Genomic DNA, 16,411 nt, shown 5'->3' with positions numbered 1-16,411 from the left:
GACGCGAGTGGTCAACAATTTGCATCGGCGTGCCAAGGCATTCGGCTTTGTTCTCCAGCCCTTGGAGCCGAAAGTAGTTGCTGCCGTTTCTTAGGAATCATTCTCCAGCGTCAGCTCTCCGATCTTGGCATGCAGCGACTTCACATCGACTGCGGGCGCGGCCGGCGGCCCGCCCCCTGGTCCGAAAATCCCGGAAGCATTGCCCTCAAGCTGCGATTTCCACGCCGTAATCTGATTGGGGTGAACGTCAAAATGCTCGGCCAGTTGGGCTATCGTCCGATCGCCTTTGACGGCGGCCAGAGCCACCTTCGCCTTGAAGGCCGGTGAGTGATTCCGGCGTGCTCGTCTGCTCATCGTCTCTCCTGATTCGCGGGCCTATCGTGCCCGTCGTCAGGCAGAAACTCCACTTAACGTCCTGTGCAGATTTCCGGAGCCGGCTCTCCACTCGGGGAGATCGAAAGTCACTGTTAGCCGTGGCCTCAACTAGGAAGCGCTGCTCGAACGGGGCGCTCACCGTCACGGGAAGACCGATTCTCCGAAATCATGTCTGGGGCCGGCGGCAGTTCGCCAAAACTTGGGATGACGAGCTGCGGGCGCCCAGAATTAGTCGCTGCAGATTCGCACTTGGGCGCTAGCCGCGCAGAATTTCGGCGATATTAGCCTTACATTATTGAAATTCGGCTACGCGGGGTTCTATGCTGAGGGCATGACATCGCACACTGTACGCTCTCTTGGAATCTTGCACCTCGAACGCGGGCTGCCGCCCGGCACCAAGCCTCCGACGCCTGCGGCCGGCTCAATATTGAACCCAGCTACTTTCGATTTTGCGACTATCTCCGAGACGGTCGCGGGAGCTTGGGTTGAGAACGTCGTTCGAGGTGATCCGGCACTTGAGCCTGCCTTCATTGCCGCGGCCCGGCGACTGGTCGAGCGAGGCGCAGTCGCGATAACCTCAACCTGCGGCTTCTCAATTCGGCATCAACGGGCTGTGGCTGCCTCGGTAGATGTACCAGTGGCGATGTCCAGCCTGCTCCTGTTACCGACCTTGCTTCGCCAGCTGCCGGCGCGAGCCAAAATCGCTGTCCTGACCTACGATTCGAAATATTGCGGCGAGGACCTGCTGGGCATCGATGATCCTGTCGAGCGAGCTAGGGTCGTGATTGGCGGCATCGAAGGTGGCAAGTTCTGGCACGACGAACTCAAGCGTCCAGCGCCACCAACTGACGTTGCAGCAATCGAGACGGATGTCTCCGCCTGCATCACGCGCCTCCGAGCCGCACATCCGGAGATCGCGACCATACTATTCGAGTGCGCGGCGTTCCCGATGGTTGCATCAGCGATCCGTCGTATTGCGCAGCTGCCTGTGTACGATATTACGGACCTCTGCCGGCTGACAATGGCATCGACCGCCTGAACGCGTTATTACAACCAGGGGCAGGCTGTGTCGCAGATCGTTTCCGATCGTCAGCCTGGTTGATCCCGTAGGCGCTAACATCGAGACGGCCACGATCGAGGCGCGTCTCTGTTATGGCAACGTTTCTCCGGCTGCTAACGACCGGTTCATCGAACTCGTGGAGGCATGTCGCCGAGTTGCCCAGGCGAAATTGTCATCGCCTGGACTGTTTGTGGTGGCTATGGCGTCGTTCGTCTCAGTTCGACGGAGCGCTTGCATATTTTCGAAGTTCAAGTCTGGCAATCGCTCGGCAATGCACTTCATCCGGTCCATCCGCCAAGCGCATTGTGCGCATCGACGCGTAATCGCGTGCCAGCCCCGCCTCCTCAGAGACTCCGGCGCCGCCGAACGCCTGGATCGCCTGGTCGATAACCTTCAGGGCCATACGTGGTGCCGCGACCTTGATCATCGCGATCTCGAGCTTGGCGCTCTTGTTGCCGACTTTATCCATCATGTCGGCGGCTTTGAGACACAACAGCCGGTTCATCTCGATGTCGATGCGCGCGTCAGCGATTCGCTGCTCCCATACCGAATGTTCAACAATCCTTTTGCCGAAAGCGACCCGGGAATTGAGCCGTTTCACCATCTTTTCCAGCGCCTCTTCGGCTTTGCCGATGGAGCGCATACAATGATGAATGCGGCCTGGACCGAGTCGGCCTTGGGCAATCTCGAAGCCGCGCCCCTCTCCGAGCAACACATTGCGCGCGGGCACCCGGACATTTTCAAGCAGCACCTGGCCATGGCCGTGCGGCGCATCGTCATAGCCGAATACCGGCAACATTTTTTCGATCTTGACGCCGGGAGTATCAACCGGGACCAGGATCTGCGACTGCTGCTGATGTCGCGGCGCCTTCAAGTCAGTCTTACCCATCACGATCGCGATCTTGCAGCGAGGATCGCCGATCCCGGAGGACCACCACTTGCGGCCGTTAATCACGTAGTGATCGCCGTCTCGATCGATCCGAGTCTCGATATTGGTGGCATCGGAGGAAGCCACTGCAGGCTCGGTCATCAAGAACGCGGAACGGATTTCCCCGTCCATCAAGGGCTTCAACCACTGCCGCTTTTGCTGCTCGGTACCGTAACGGATCAATACTTCCATGTTGCCGGTGTCAGGCGCGGAGCAGTTGAACACTTTCGACGCCCAGCTGATGCGGCCCATCTCTTCTGCAAGCGGCGCATATTCCAGGTTGGTCAGTCCCGCACCGCGGAATTCATCGTCCTCGTGCGGGGATGGGGGCAGGAACATGTTCCACAGCCCCTCCGCGCGCGCCTTCTTCTTTAGATCTTCGAGAACCGGGATCACCTTCCAGCGATCACCTTCGGCGTCCTGTTGTTTGTAGACCGGCACGGCGGGCCGGACATGCGTGTCCATAAATGACCGCACCCGGCCCAACCATTCTTTCTGCTTCGCCGACATCGTGAAATTCATGGACGCTCCCGTTTTCAAACGCTGCAGCCACACTCTGGCCGCCGCTTCTCCCGCCGAACAATCCCGCAAGCGAGCTGACTGATACCCGTCGTGTGTCCGCCGGCGGAGCTGGTATTGATCTCGTGGTCCCGAATAGATTCCAGGGCATTCCGGCTGGGAGACAGCAAGTATTCGAAGGCGTGACGCTCTTCTGCGTTCCGCGCTCGCGGACATGCGCCTTCGGCGAAGATCGCACATCGTTCTCCTGATTGAGTGCGGGTCACCGCAAATGCGACTTGCCGCTCAAGAGGCAACAATACTTTAGTGCTGGTCCTGTATTCATCAAATGCAAACAGATGAAGCATGACGCTTAAAACAGGCGCTCACTCCCACTTTTTGATGTATTTGAACGCTGACCTCATCAGCCGGTTTCCTAATCGGCTTTCTCTCCGATCGCCATCACAATATTGCGCTCCACGAGCCCTGTCGCGCATGAGTGATAGCCGCTTCTTTGGAAACTGTGGCAACTAGCGGGTGGAAGGTGCGGGTCATCCCACTCTAGCTCAGGATTAAGTGTTTTCGAAATAAGAACATTGGAAATCAGCAAAAGATCGCCCGAGTCCCACAATCCAAGCCGAACCACGCCTGTTCGCAGGTAGCAATTGAAGAAACTTCTCAAGAGCAACTCACCGGCCCTGGTCAGCCGTGACGGGGCTTCGCGCTCCCGTCTCCGTGACGCTGTCCTATACCGAAAGCCGCAATAGAGCACCATTTCCATCTTCCCCATCGTGCGGAGTTATCATGCCTGAAAGCATCAAGGTTTCGGCTCCCGACGCAGAATTTCGACGAGAGCGGCTCCCATATGAAGGAAAATTCGCTTTGAGCAGGTGGCAGTATTTGCAACAAAGAGAACCTGCCGCGGGTGGTGGACTCTTGACCGGATGGAGCTAGGACAATGACGATCAGCAAAGGGCCGCAGGCATTCCCGCGATCAGAATACCTGCGAAGGGTTGGCTTGGTGAAAGCAGAAATGGCACGGCGCGGCGTTGATGCGCTTCTCGTCAACAATTCTCGCAACATCACCTATCTTACCGGATGTACGGCTCGATCGGGCATAACACCGCAGGGACTGGTAGTTTCAGCTGCAAAAGAGGAACCAACGTTTATTCTGCGCGGCCTGGATGCGCCGGCGGCGATCCACCAATCCTTCCTCGAGCGCGGTAATGTGATCGGCTATCCGGAAAAGCTCATCGCCAACCCAGACATGGATGGCTTCGACGCGGTGATCGATTTCCTCCATGAACTTGGTGTTGCAAGCTGCGGCTTAGGCCTCGAACTGGGCGACCTTTCCGCGCAAACAGCGGAAAAATTCAAAGCTCGGATGCCGAAAGCGAAGCTCGTCGATTGCACGAAAGCTGTCGCATGGATTCGGACCATTAAGTCCGATCTTGAGATAGCCGTCATGCGGGAAGCTGCAGCTATCGCTGATGCCGGGATCATGCGTGCGGCGGAAGTCATTCGCCCTGGCGTGAGAGAGGCGGACGCGATGGCCGAAATCATGGCGACGCTGGCGCGTGGCGCAAATGGTAAACCAGGGACCGATCTGGCGAATGTGTTCTTCTGCTCCTCGCCACGCACTGGAACGTGTCATATCCGATGGAGTGAAGATATCATTCGTGAAGGGTCTCAGATCAATATTGAACTAGGCGGCGTACGACACGGCTACGTTGCCGCGATAATGCGCACCTTCTCGGTTGGTGCGCCCTCCGAACGCCTGCGTCGCGTTCACGAAGCAGAGCTTGCGGGCCTGGAGGCCGCGCTCGGCACCGTTAGGCCCGGTGCCACCTGCAGCGACGTCGCCAACGCCTTCTATCGCACGATTGAAAAGTATGGCGTCAAGAAGAGCACCCGTTGTGGATACGCTATTGGTGTTGATTGGACTGAGCCGACAGCGAGCCTCCAGACCGGCGAGATGACAGAGCTGAAGCCGAACATGACCTTCCATCTGATGCTAGGTAACTGGATCGATGAGGATTTCGGCTATGCCCTGAGCGAGACATTCCGCGTCACTGACTCCGGTGTGGAAGTATTAACCCGCGCGCCACGCAAGCTTTTCGAGCTTAGCTGAGGCCTTAGAGTTTCGGGCAAGCCGCCGTCGCATAAAGGACGTCCTTGTGTCGGGCGGCGTTTCCGATGAATGGTAGCGCCATTCACGGGATTTTGGGAAAGCCGAGAAGCACGGCTCTTTAGAAAGTACTTTTCATTGTCTCGCACCTTAATGATGAAGCCTGGATTGGAACGCCGATGAACGATGCCATCGTCGACGCAGCGAGCAAGCACTTTGTACCGAACTACTTCGACGCACGTCGGCGTTTTCGCGACTACGTGGGAGAAGCTGCGGGTGCCGAGGCAGCAATCTATCCGTCGCCCGCCAGAGGGCCTCGTGGCGAAGAACTTTCGACAGATGTTGCCTGGTTTGGTGACCGTCGCGCCGCCAAGGTAGGGATTATGATATCGGGCACGCATGGCGTCGAAGGCTATTGTGGATCCGCGGCACAGCTCGATTGGTTGGCAGGGCGTGGCTACGAAAGGCTCCAGTCCGATGAAGCGATGTTGCTGATCCACGCCATTAATCCATATGGGTTCGCATGGGATCGGCGCGTCACCCAAGAGGGCTGCGACCTTAACCGAAACTTTGTCGATTTCAGAGCCCCCTTACCTCTAAACGAAGGCTACGATCTACTTGCTGATTCGCTTGTTCCACGTGAGCTGGATGGACCACTCTTCGTCGCTGCCGAGGCAACAATAGAACAGTTCCGGACGATCCACGGTGAACTTGCGTTCCGCAAGGCTCGGACCAGTGGGCAATACCGACATCCCACCGGGATGTTCTTCGGCGGTCTCGGCCCGACCGTCGCGCGTCAAACGCTCGAACGGATCGTATCAGACTACGGTATCGAATCTCGCCAGTTCGTCTTGATTCTCGACTATCACACGGGTCTCGGTCCTTATGGCTACGGCGAACTGCAATGCGAGCAGGCGTCAGGCCTATCCGGTTATCAACGTGCACGTACTATCTTTGGGGCCTCAGTCACATCTCCGGATCTCGGCACTTCATCGTCTGTTGTGCTCAATGGCACGCAAGATGATTACTGGCAGCGGCTCCTCGTAGATCGGCACGTTTACGTCTGCTTGGAGTTCGGCACCTATCCTCCAGAGGCCGCCAGACCTCTCTTGCGTGCCGATCATTGGCTTTTCGCCTATGGGCGAGAGAATATTGAAAAGGATGTCGGTCATGAAATTCGGCGACGCGTGAAGCAGCACTACTTTCCTGAAAGCGCGGATTGGAAGGAGATGGTGCTCTACCGCAGTCGTCAGGTTCACCGGCAGATGATTGAAGGCTTGCGGATGTAGGGCTCGTTTGTCGGTCAAATGTTCCGTGCGGCGGATGGAGTGCGAAGCAATAGTCGGCTCGCCGGATCGGCGCAGCGCTTAATTTGAGCAGCTCAAACTAGATCGGACGCATGTCACGTTCGTTGCTGCTCTGTTGGCGAGGTAACACTTGTCGGGAGGCGACGCGCTATGCCAGGATCGCCGTCAACTATCTTGCCTTCGTCCAACTCGCGTCATTCAGGTCGTGCCTGGGACAGAACGAATCCGCGTCTTAGTTGGTACGGCGATCAGCGAGAAGCCGATCTTCCCGAACCGTCCCAACCGCGTGATCGCGCTGGGGCCGAGCTAGTACGCCTGCTGCCGGTGTACGAGCTCGGCGAGGACAACACCACGACCCTCGAAGGTGATCTGTAACCGCCGTTCAGCCGCAAGGCCTTGGTCTTCGGACTGTTCGGCGCGATCGCTCGCAAGCTCGGCGCGTTGTTGCCGACCACAACGATCTAGCGCTTCTCATCGCCCATAAGCGACGCCCGCCAGGCCCATTCATCTCTCGAGAGTGGGTAGCCAACGAGGAATAATGATAGCTGGCCCCTTCTTGCACGAAGAGGTGAACTACCCAGATGCTCGCCAATTAAACAGCGTGCGCAGCCTGCGAGCATCCAACTTTCTTTTCCGACGCGCTACTTCGTCAGCCAGGCAAGCCAGCGTTCTTGAATGTGCTCCAGGTTAGTCTTTCCATCAGGACGCTTAGCCGCTAACCACTCGGAATCTTGCTCAACAACCTTGGATGCATTTTCCTTGCTAATGTTAAGGAATGGTGGGAGATCAGATGGCAAGTACTCAAGCAGATTAATGTTCGGCCCTGGCAGCATCGTACCCAGCGTGAAGCCAGCAGCATTTCTGGCACGGTTCACGAACGCGATCAATTTCTGTGCATTTGCAGTGTTGGGACCACCCTTGAGAACTGCCCACATAGTATTCACTAGATTTCCGCCGTCCCAGACGATACGGATGGGCACCCCTTGACGGATTGCATTCAGTGCACGGCTGTCATAGCAGCTCGTAACTTGCAGTTCACCATTTAACAACAGCTGAACCGGTTCTCCTCCCGCGGTCCACCATTTCGTAATGTGCGGCCTAAGCTCGTCGAGTTTTCTCAAAGCTCTGTCGAACTTGTCATCAGTCAGCGGCCAGCGTTCGCCAGGGGGTTCGCCGTTTGCCGATAGCGCGAAACCTATGTGGCGTGCATTTTGCGCGAGCCCACGCCGCCCCGGAAAATCCCTGACGTTCCAGAAGTCTGCCCAATTTTTCGGCCCTCCATTGGGAAAGGCTCGAACATCATAAGCCAGAATAGTTACAGATCGGAATGCGACAACTGCGTCCTTAAGCCGATTGCTTTTTGGGACGCCCTCCAAGGACTGCATCCCAAAGGCTATAGTCAATCGGCTCAAACATTCCAGCCTGACTCATGGCCGGGTGGTTCTGTGGATCAACAAAGACTACATCCCAATCCACACGTCCAGCTTGGTTCATAGCCCGCACTTGCGGCTCAGCACTGTCCGCAATTACGTCAACGACAGTGATTCCAGTCTCCTTTGTGAAGGGCTCAAATACAGTTTTCCGGATGCCTGCGGTCGCGGATCCGCCGTAGCCGTACACGACCACACTGCCGCTGCCCTTCAGCTTCTCTTGGGAATTCGCAGGCGTTACTTTACCAATGAGCGGCGCGCTTAGCAGCCCAGCCGCAGATTTCACTACTGCGCGGCGGCTCGGGTGATGACCTTGATGTGAGTGGTCTTTCTCGCTCATGTTACACCTTCGTTGATATTGGGCTCCAAGCACGACTCGGCAAGTCTGCGCAAGTGCAAATGATCAGAGTGTAGGATTAGCGCGCAAAACTGCCGATGTGAGCATGGAAGAGGAAATTGGCTGCACGAACGCTTACCGCCATGCACTTTGACAGCTAAGCAATTAGAATTTGATCCTTAACGCTCGGACCACGAGACTTTCCACGTAGTCATCAATATTCGCATGGACTGCCTACGTGCACCTTCGCTACGAAGCGTAATCTGGACTAATGCGATCCAAACGACGCTTGAGCGCCTCCCACGGACGGGGGTTTCGATTGTAACCGTGACGATTGAACTGCCCCGCCGTGTGAGCCGCTATTTCGCGGGACGGCAGGTTGATCTTTTGTCCGCCCTGCGTAGCTGCGACTTGCACGCGACAGGATTGCTCCAAGAGATACATGTTTAGGAATGCTTCAGATATCGTACGCCCGACGGTAAGTAGCCCGTGGTTCTTTAAGATCATCACGTCTTTGGAGCCAAGATCTCGTACGATCCTTTCACGCTCGTCGAGATCAAGGGCAATACCTTCATAGTCGTGATAGGCAATACCATCAAAGAAGCACATCGACTTTTGATTTAACGGTAAAAGCCCCTGTTCTTGTGCAGCCACAGCCATACCCGCCAAGGTGTGCGTATGCATGACACACTGAGCATCATCGCGGCTCATGTGAATGGCGGAATGGATGGTAAAACCTGCGTTGTTAATCTTGGACTCGTTCTCCTCCTCAATCGCATGCCCGTCCGCATCGACAACCACGAGACTAGACGCTGTAATCTCATCGAACATCATGCCGTATGGGTTGAGAAGAAAACGATGCTTTTTGCCAGGCAGACGAGCCGACAAGTGAGTGGAGATCAAATCGTCCATTCCGAAGTGGGCAAGCAATCGATACGCCGCTGCCAGATCGCGCCGAATCATCCATTCCAACGAGACATCCTCGTGCATCAATAACGCCCCCCGATGGATCGACTTTGATCTCACTCCGGTACCGCGTCGATGGTATCAGCTTCGCGGACACTATTTCGCCAATTGACGCCATATCCTGCCGAGAAACTGCATGTGACTACGTCAACGTGAACGTTTCTGACCCAATCTCTGCTGCCATCGTTTGACAGCTTCTCGGCCAGAAGCCCGTTCAGCTTCCGTTCGCACCCAAGGCCCTTCGGCCTGTGGCCGCCCGAAACGTCGGACTCACGGACCGCGGCTGCCACTTTCGAGGGGCTTATGGTCCCATAAGAATTCGACTGCTTGCTGACAGTCCCCGCAAGCTCTCACATGGTGACCTGCCACCGAAGCTTCATCCGGCGGCGCTCGGAGTCACGACGTGCAGCGCGGATGGAGCAAGTGGCGATCAGCTGGAGCTGGCCGGGGTTGCGTACGCGACCGCTCGTCACAGTAGGTGCGGTGGCGTAGGCCCGCAGGAGTGAGATAGTGCACGAGAAATGCGGGCGCTGGTTGTCGTGCTCGGGGACGCCTGCCTCAGACTTGATGCGCGGATCGTCGAGGTCTAAGAAGTGTTTCATTGAACAGGTCGCTGCGCATCCGGCCACTGACACTCTCGATGAAGCCATTCCGCATCGCGCTTCCGGCACGGTGAAGCGCTACCGACCACTGGATGGGGTCATACTTCAAGTTAATCGATTCCTTTGAATGGCCTACGTATCAATCCATTGATGAAAAACTCAACCATCGAGGTAAAATCGAAGACCGGCAACCCGGTGGCCCGGTGGACCGCCGCTGCGTAAGGTGGCAGCTCTGAGCACTCAAGGAGCAACATCCCAATATCCGGCTGATCGCCGACGAGAGCCACAGCGACGTTGACCGTTTCAGTTTCGACGGAGCTGACGTCTAGGTCGGCACTGGCGTTAAGGAAAGCGGCGGCGAACGAGCAAGCGCCTTCGAGTCCGGCAACAACCACGCGCTTGGAGTTGGGCAAGCCCGCTGCTTCCAGCAGGTCCGGTGTCAGCGAACGTGAGTTCGCTGTAATGATGCCGAGCGCCTTGCCGGGCGGAAGCATCCGCTCGAGGAATGGAGCAAGGAGAAGGCTGGATAGGAGCACGGGCACTTCAATCGCGGTGCGCACCACCTCTTGGTAACGGATCATGAACCCGCAGTTGGAGGTGATCAGTTGTGCGCCCTCCCGCACAAGGTCGGTTGCAGCTTGAACTACGGCCGGGGCCATTTCTCCGGCCCTTTGCCCAAGAATATGATCAAACTGGAGCCCAGGTACGGTTCTGTAGCGCACAGGGACACTCCATGTGCTGGCGTTGCCTACGCTCCCTGGTATGTAGGGGCGGAGGAACGGTCCGGGGAAGCGCTCAAGCTGTAATATACCCACAGGCGCACCGTAGAATTGCTGCCCGGGCGAGGAAAACCGGCGCTTACTTTGAGCAAGAGCGGGATCGATCATCGCGCTATCCTATTCGGATCTCGAACGCCATTGCGCCGACGGCGCTCGCGGTGCGCCGCTTGGCAATTCGGTCGCTCACAACGAACGGAAACAATGTAAAGCTGTGTCCACGACCAAACACTGCAGAATTGGACTTGGATCGCCGAAATGCTGCGGAGTGCGCCAGCGGTCTCTGCGCGTCTTGAGCGGGCTAACCACACGGTGGGGGTCGGCGGGCCCAGCGCATTGGATTACCGTGCGCACGCTGACGCCGCGCTGCATGGTAGGTGCCCACCGCAGCCCTTCCAGTAGGGAGTAGCCTCTGGTCGAGGTCGGATTATAAGCATGGGCTGGATCATAAACGCATGACGATGTGTCGTGCCATAATACGCCCGCGACACCCAATCGAGCTGGAGAAGGATCATCAAGGGGAACGATCCACGCGAAGGTCCGTGCCAAGTGAATTATGTGACAGCAGCACCGCGATAAGCAGAAAAGTGCCAGCATCGCTCACGCCCCGTCATGATCGCTTCAGGCTACCCGGGCACGAGGGCCGAGCGCAGTCACCAAAGCGCTATTCTCCGGCGCATTGCGCGATATGACTAGGTGGGCAGCGTTCTCCGCAACTCGCAAGAAATTTGCCAGCGTCCAGCGCCGTGCTCCAAGACGCTGCCAGGCAGGGCCTCAGAGCACCAGCAGCCAAGCCCGCGACGCGGGCCTGGCTGCTGGGGAAGATGCAATTTTGGATTGTTGCTGAGATCACCCCGCTTTCCAGGCCAGCCAACGTTCCTGGATGTAGTCGGCGTTAGTTTTGCCGTCCGGGCGCTTCTGCACGATCCACGCCGTGTCCTCAGAGACATATTGCGCAGCGTTCTCCGGGTTGACGCTGAGCAGCGGCACCAAGTCGGCTGGCAGATGCTTCAGCTGGTTTGCGTTCGGGCTGGAATAGCCGGTTGCAAGTGTAAAGCCAGCAGCAATCTGAGCCCGATTCACGAACGCGATGAGTTTTTGCGCGTTCCGAGTGTTCGGCCCCCCCTTTAGAATAGCCCAGTAAATGGCGGTCCGGTTCGCGCCGTCCCACGCCATCCGGATGGGAGCTCCTTGCCGAATCATGGGAGTCAGTCGACCAGCGTAGGCCGAAGTCATTACATACTCACGGTTGATGAGAAGCTGGGGTGCTTCACCACCCGCCACCCACCATTTCACGACGTGCGGCTTGATCGCATCAAGCTTCTTCAGCGCCCGGTCGATCTTGTCGTCGGTGAGCGGCCAGATTTCGTTGCGAGGGACGCCATCGGCACCCAACGCGTACACCATATTGTGCTTACCATGCTGCGATATGAGACCCCGCGGCCCTGGAAAGGCCTTCACGTCCCAGAACTCCGCCCAGTTTTTTGGGCCACCTTTGGGGAAAGCGCGCGTATCATAAGCCAACAGCGTCACACTTTCGAATGCTACGACCCCATGACTGAGGCGATCCTTTTGCTGCACGCCTTCCACCGATTCCGCATCCCAGAGGCTGTAGTCAACCGGCTCAAACATACCCGCCTGCTGCATACCCGGGTAATCGACCGCGTCTATGAAAGCCGTGTCCCAATCGACACGGCCAGCCTGGTTCATCGCCTTGACTTGGGGCGCCGACGTATCAACCGGCATGTCAACGACTGTGATGCCCGTCGCCTTCGTAAACTGATCAAAGACCTGTTTCCGCACGCCCTCAGTGAACGAACCGCCATAGCTTTGAACGACAACATTGCCACTTCCGGCCAGCTTTTCCTGAGCCCAAGCCGTAGTGGCCTTAGCGATGAACGGCACACTCATTAAACCCGCAGCCGACTGCAAAATCGACCGGCGGCTTAGGCCAGCGCGCGAATAGCCATGTGAATTATGTCTGCTCATACCGTCCCTCCCTACTTAGCGGAGCCCTTAGATCCACATAATGGATACTAGCCACTTACGCCTGAAGTCAGCGAAGAAGGGGGGAAAGATGCAGAAATCCTGCGACTTCAGTCCAGCGTCCTCTCTACTTCAGCTCCCTTCGCCTCGCCATCAACCTGGGACTGCCCAAACCATGGTCGCCCCGCCTCAGTCGGCCTCCAACGCAAGCTAATATGCTGCTCCCTCTTGACAGTACCAATGCCCGTCTCGCGAAGTGCTGGCACGTCACGCGCGAAGCCTCCTCTGCAGGTTGACGCGCGTTGGGGCGGCCCTGCGCTCGTGCCAAATTGGCGAGCATCGCTAAGCCAACGCCCCAATTATGCAGTAGCTTGTCCTTTTTAGTGAAAAGCCGCGCCGCATTATAGCTAACGTTGCGAGATGCTGCCATTGGTGCAAACGAAAAGATGATGATGGCTCTGACCGCTACACCGATCAAATCTCCCGTCGAGCTTAGCGAGCGTGCGCGCGCTTTTCAGCAAGAACTGCGAGAATGGCTTCGCGCGAACGCGCCCGCGAAGCTCAAGGGGCTCCGCCTTGGGGAAGTGCGTCTAGATGGGGACGTTCGCGCAGCAGTTTTGGACTGGATGGACCAGCTACGTGAGGCCGGCTATGTGTGTGTCGCTTGGCCGAAGGAGTACGGTGGACGAGGGCTGACGGGCGTCGAGGTTGCGCTTCTCAACGAGGAATTCCACCGTGCTGGAGTGCCATCCAGCTGGTCTTGGGATACGCTGGGCTATGGCGAGCGGATCGTTGGCCCATCCATCATCGCGCATGGCAGCGAAGATCAGAAGGCATATTTTCTCCCCCGGATTATTAAGGGGGTAGACCGCTACTGCCAGGGCTTTTCTGAACCCAATGCCGGCTCGGACTTGGCCAGCGTGCGGACCAAAGGCGTGGTCGAGGGCGAGGAGATCATCGTTAACGGTCAGAAGGTATGGACGTCAAATTACTGGGACGCGAACATGGTCTTTTGTCTTTGCCGGACTGACCAGTCGGCCCCCAAACATCGCGACATCTCATACGTACTAATCCCAATTGACGGAAATGGCATCGAGTTTCGTCCGATTAAGGGAATGACCGGCGAAGGCCACTTTGCTGAAACCTTTATCACCAATGCGCGAGCGCCCATCTCCAACGTAATCGGAGGCCTCAATAATGGGTGGAGGGTGGCCATGACGACCCTTGGTATTGAGCGCGGGGGCCGGGCGACAACGCAGCACGTACGCTTCCAGGAACAGTTCTGGAATCTGGTCGATGAGGTGAGGAAGCGCGGCAAGCTCAACGATCCTCGCGTGCGCGAGCAATTGGCGTGGGCCTATTCGAACGTCGAGTTGATGCGTATGAGCGGGCTAGTACTGTTGAATGCGTTAGCAACAGGGCAGGATCCCGGACGCGGCGCCACGGATTCGATCAACAAGATTCGCTGGTCGGAGTACGAGCGGCGCCTTGCGGAGATTGCCCTCGACATCCTGGGACCTGACGCTCTAACGACCGGCAATAAGTACGAGCTCTCGTTGTGGCAGACTGCGTTCCTTGAGACTCGCACGCACACGATCTGGGGCGGTACTGCCGAGATTCAGCGGAATGTCATCGCCGAGCGCGTGCTCGGCCTCCCGAAAGAGCCGAGTTTATGAGCATCGGATTAAATACCGAACGTCGCGAGCTCGCATCGAGCATCCGCCGCTTCGTCTCCCGCCATGTGTCCATGACTGCCGTTCGGCGCGTTATGGAGACCCCAGAAGGCTTCGACAGGGAAATTTGGCGCCAAATGACGGAGGAGCTGGCGCTACCCGCGATCGCCGTGCCCGAGATTTACGGAGGCGCGGGTTACGGCTACGCCGATCTCGCAGTCGTAATGGAAGAACTTGGCCGCGGTTTGGTGCCCTCGCCTCTATTCGGGACAGTCGCTCTCGCACTACCGGCGCTGCTCGCGTCAGAAGATCAAGGCGCGCTCGAAGAGTACGCTCCGCTATTGGCGAGTGGATCCATCATTGGCACCCTCGCGTGGCTTGAGGATGACGCTGCTTGGGGCGGTGACACGCGCACGGCGGCGCTAAGGGGGCAACATGGCTGGCGCCTCGATGGCCACAAATCGTATGTGCTCGAAGGACAGGCTGCGGATCTGATCCTTGTAAGCGCCAAGGCACCAAACGGTCTTTCCCTGTTCGCTGTGGCAGCAGATGCTCCTGGCGTGGTCCGAAACCTGCTCCCCGGCTTTGACCAAACCCGGCGATTGGGTCGCATCGAATTGCACGACGCGCCGGCGCGACTGATCGGCGAAGTTGGGACCGGCGACGCAATCCTATCAAAGGCGATTGACCATGCGGCAGTGCTTCTCGCGGCAGAAATGGTTGGTACCGCCGATGCATGCCTCGACATGAGTGTCGAGTACGCGAAGCTGCGGAAGCAATTCGGTCGGCCGATTGGCGCTTTCCAGGCTGTCAAGCACAAGTGCGCGGAGGTGCTGGTGGGGCTTGAGGGCGCCCGGGCGGCAGCCTACTACGGGGCCTGGGCCGCAGATGACAACTCAGATGAGCTGCCGGTGGCGGCCTGCATCGCCAAGGCCACTGCGGCGGAGGCTTGCTTCCGCGCCGCCGGCGAGAACGTGCAGATTCACGGTGGCGTAGGTGCTACCTGGGAACACGACGCGCACCTTTACCTCAAGCGCGCCAAGACGTCATACATCCTGCTTGGCGACCCCAGCTATTACAGGCAGCGGCTGGCGGATCGGATTGGGTTGTCATGAATGTCCAGTTCATCTGCCGACATACTGCCGGCGATCTCGCTATTCAATGCATCATGGCGATCGTGGCAACTTTAGCCACTTCCTAGTTCGATCTTGATCGGACGGGCCTTCGAGCGGTGTTGTGGCTCCATCGAGCGTTTACGTGGGTAGGAGCAAAAGAGCCAAAACGCGGCGCTCGGGCCTGCACTGGACCGGCGCCGCGGCCGATATTAGCCAAGCAACGTCAGGCCATTCTTGACCACTGTAACGCCGCGCGCCTTCACCCTAGCTTCGAACGAGATCTGGTTGCCGTCCTTCCACATATCAAGTGTCACAACATCACCTGGATATACTGGTGAGGAAAACCGCGCTACGTGCTGCTTAAAGGCGGTCGGATCGTAATCGGCGTATGTTTGCAGGATGCCGCGACAGGTGATTCCATAGGTGCACATGCCATGCAGGATTGGCCGAGGAAATCCGGCGCCCTTTGCGTGGTCTGGATCCGAATGCAGCGGGTCGCGGTCGCCGCAGAGCCGGTAGATCAGCGCCTGATCGGGGCGCGTGGAGATGTCAATGGTCCTGTCAGGTGCGCGGGTCGGCACCTGGTGTGGTTGGGCCTGGCGCTCCGCCGGCGCGTCGAATCCGCCATCGCCGCGCGCAACGTATGTGATTACCACAGTTGCCAGCAGTTCGCCGTCGCTGTTTTTCAGCACGTTTTGATAGCGGACCACTGCGCCCTTATCCTTGCCTTTGTCGTAGACCGCCAGCACGGAAGAATCGGCGGTAATCTGCGCAGCGGTCGCGAGCGGCTTATGAAATGTAATATCGCGCTCGCCGTCCACCACCAAGTTGAGATTCATCTCGCCCGGTTCGGCGCCTGGGGCAGCAACAGAGGCGAAAGTAGGCACCACCTTTAAAGCCCGTGGTGTCGCCGTGGCTTCATTAACGAAGGCAAGCTCATTTTCGTCTAAGGGATCAGCCCCCATGCCGATGGCATAGGCGTAGAGCATGACATCGCGATCACTGTAGCTATATCTCTGGCCAAGACGCTTCATGGCCATTAGCTGCTCATAGTTAATTGGCAAGGCCGTTTTTCCTCCAACGAATGATCGGACCACGCATCTAGACTTGAATGAGTGACATCAACTGACCGTAGCCGTTAGAGAATCCCATTGAATGGCCCCTCTATGCTCCGATCCCACCCGACGAAGGGTGCGCTCGACATCCAGTGCAAACATACAAAGCGTCATC

Annotated in this window: 12 protein-coding genes and 1 pseudogene; 5 read left to right on the top strand and 8 right to left on the bottom strand. The window is 57.6% G+C overall.

What is annotated here, in order from left to right; genetic code table 11:
• Positions 1–96: 96 nt before the first annotated feature.
• A pseudogene (locus IVA82_RS21380) lies at positions 97–354 on the bottom strand (transposase); the annotation flags it as partial.
• A 664-nt stretch (positions 355–1,018) separates the two neighbouring features.
• Between IVA82_RS21380 and IVA82_RS21375 the strand changes: the two are divergent.
• Positions 1,019–1,414 (top strand): hypothetical protein, encoded by a 396-nt coding sequence (locus IVA82_RS21375; RefSeq protein ID WP_247493517.1) that lies wholly within the window; start codon positions 1,019–1,021, stop codon positions 1,412–1,414.
• A 235-nt stretch (positions 1,415–1,649) separates the two neighbouring features.
• Here the strand turns inward: IVA82_RS21375 and IVA82_RS21370 are convergent, their stop codons facing one another.
• Entirely contained in the window at positions 1,650–2,885 is a 1,236-nt protein-coding gene (locus IVA82_RS21370) for an acyl-CoA dehydrogenase family protein (RefSeq protein WP_247493514.1), read from the bottom strand.
• 934 nt (positions 2,886–3,819) lie between these two features.
• Here IVA82_RS21370 and IVA82_RS21365 point away from each other — a divergent pair.
• Both IVA82_RS21365 and IVA82_RS21360 read left to right on the top strand, forming a co-directional pair.
• Positions 3,820–4,992, top strand: a complete 1,173-nt coding sequence (locus tag IVA82_RS21365; protein ID WP_247493513.1) for a Xaa-Pro peptidase family protein — start codon at positions 3,820–3,822, stop codon at positions 4,990–4,992.
• 176 nt (positions 4,993–5,168) lie between these two features.
• Positions 5,169–6,278, top strand: coding sequence for a DUF2817 domain-containing protein (locus IVA82_RS21360; RefSeq protein WP_247493512.1), 1,110 nt, complete (start codon positions 5,169–5,171; stop codon positions 6,276–6,278).
• A gap of 659 nt (positions 6,279–6,937) precedes the next feature.
• Here the strand turns inward: IVA82_RS21360 and IVA82_RS21355 are convergent.
• The 5 genes from IVA82_RS21355 to IVA82_RS21335 form a co-directional block, all read right to left on the bottom strand.
• Entirely contained in the window at positions 6,938–7,672 is a 735-nt protein-coding gene (locus IVA82_RS21355) for an extracellular solute-binding protein (RefSeq protein ID WP_247493511.1), read from the bottom strand.
• Entirely contained in the window at positions 7,641–8,066 is a 426-nt protein-coding gene (locus IVA82_RS21350) for a hypothetical protein (protein WP_247493510.1), read from the bottom strand. The genes IVA82_RS21355 and IVA82_RS21350 overlap by 32 nt, the downstream gene beginning before the upstream one ends.
• Before the next feature lie 246 nt (positions 8,067–8,312).
• Positions 8,313–9,026 (bottom strand): class II aldolase/adducin family protein, encoded by a 714-nt coding sequence (locus IVA82_RS21345; RefSeq protein ID WP_247493516.1) that lies wholly within the window; start codon positions 9,024–9,026, stop codon positions 8,313–8,315.
• A 715-nt stretch (positions 9,027–9,741) separates the two neighbouring features.
• Positions 9,742–10,518: a hypothetical protein gene (locus tag IVA82_RS21340; protein WP_247493509.1), complete on the bottom strand. Its 777-nt coding sequence runs from the start codon at positions 10,516–10,518 to the stop codon at positions 9,742–9,744.
• Positions 10,519–11,256: 738 nt separating this feature from the next.
• Positions 11,257–12,396, bottom strand: coding sequence for an ABC transporter substrate-binding protein (locus IVA82_RS21335; RefSeq protein WP_247493508.1), 1,140 nt, complete (start codon positions 12,394–12,396; stop codon positions 11,257–11,259).
• 446 nt (positions 12,397–12,842) lie between these two features.
• Here IVA82_RS21335 and IVA82_RS21330 point away from each other — a divergent pair, with 446 nt between their 5' ends.
• Both IVA82_RS21330 and IVA82_RS21325 read left to right on the top strand, forming a co-directional pair.
• Entirely contained in the window at positions 12,843–14,069 is a 1,227-nt protein-coding gene (locus IVA82_RS21330; protein ID WP_247493507.1) for an acyl-CoA dehydrogenase family protein, read from the top strand.
• A complete protein-coding gene (locus tag IVA82_RS21325) occupies positions 14,066–15,181 on the top strand; it encodes an acyl-CoA dehydrogenase family protein (protein WP_247493506.1) in 1,116 nt (371 codons plus the stop codon). Before IVA82_RS21330 ends, IVA82_RS21325 begins: the two co-directional genes overlap by 4 nt.
• 209 nt (positions 15,182–15,390) lie before the next feature.
• Here the strand turns inward: IVA82_RS21325 and IVA82_RS21320 are convergent, their stop codons facing one another.
• Positions 15,391–16,245 carry a MaoC/PaaZ C-terminal domain-containing protein gene (locus IVA82_RS21320; RefSeq protein WP_247493505.1) on the bottom strand — a complete coding sequence of 285 codons (855 nt, stop codon included), beginning with the start codon at positions 16,243–16,245 and terminating at the stop codon, positions 15,391–15,393.
• Between the last annotated feature and the right edge of the window lie 166 nt (positions 16,246–16,411).

The sequence above is a fragment of the Bradyrhizobium sp. 142 genome, assembly GCF_023074015.1.
GTDB lineage: Bacteria > Pseudomonadota > Alphaproteobacteria > Rhizobiales > Xanthobacteraceae > Bradyrhizobium.
This window is presented reverse-complemented; position numbering and strand designations above follow the sequence as displayed.

What these genes read in the sequence shown, in the direction of transcription:
- IVA82_RS21370 (WP_247493514.1), bottom strand. Translation starts at nt 2,885, where the DNA reads ATGAATTTCACGATGTCGGCGAAGCAGAAAGAATGGTTGGGCCGGGTG.
- IVA82_RS21365 (WP_247493513.1), top strand. Translation starts at nt 3,820, where the DNA reads ATGACGATCAGCAAAGGGCCGCAGGCATTCCCGCGATCAGAATACCTG.
- IVA82_RS21350 (WP_247493510.1), bottom strand. Translation starts at nt 8,066, where the DNA reads ATGAGCGAGAAAGACCACTCACATCAAGGTCATCACCCGAGCCGCCGC.
- IVA82_RS21375 (WP_247493517.1), top strand. Translation starts at nt 1,019, where the DNA reads ATGTCCAGCCTGCTCCTGTTACCGACCTTGCTTCGCCAGCTGCCGGCG.
- IVA82_RS21335 (WP_247493508.1), bottom strand. Translation starts at nt 12,396, where the DNA reads ATGAGCAGACATAATTCACATGGCTATTCGCGCGCTGGCCTAAGCCGC.
- IVA82_RS21325 (WP_247493506.1), top strand. Translation starts at nt 14,066, where the DNA reads ATGAGCATCGGATTAAATACCGAACGTCGCGAGCTCGCATCGAGCATC.
- IVA82_RS21360 (WP_247493512.1), top strand. Translation starts at nt 5,169, where the DNA reads ATGAACGATGCCATCGTCGACGCAGCGAGCAAGCACTTTGTACCGAAC.
- IVA82_RS21345 (WP_247493516.1), bottom strand. Translation starts at nt 9,026, where the DNA reads ATGATTCGGCGCGATCTGGCAGCGGCGTATCGATTGCTTGCCCACTTC.
- IVA82_RS21330 (WP_247493507.1), top strand. Translation starts at nt 12,843, where the DNA reads ATGATGGCTCTGACCGCTACACCGATCAAATCTCCCGTCGAGCTTAGC.
- IVA82_RS21340 (WP_247493509.1), bottom strand. Translation starts at nt 10,518, where the DNA reads ATGATCGATCCCGCTCTTGCTCAAAGTAAGCGCCGGTTTTCCTCGCCC.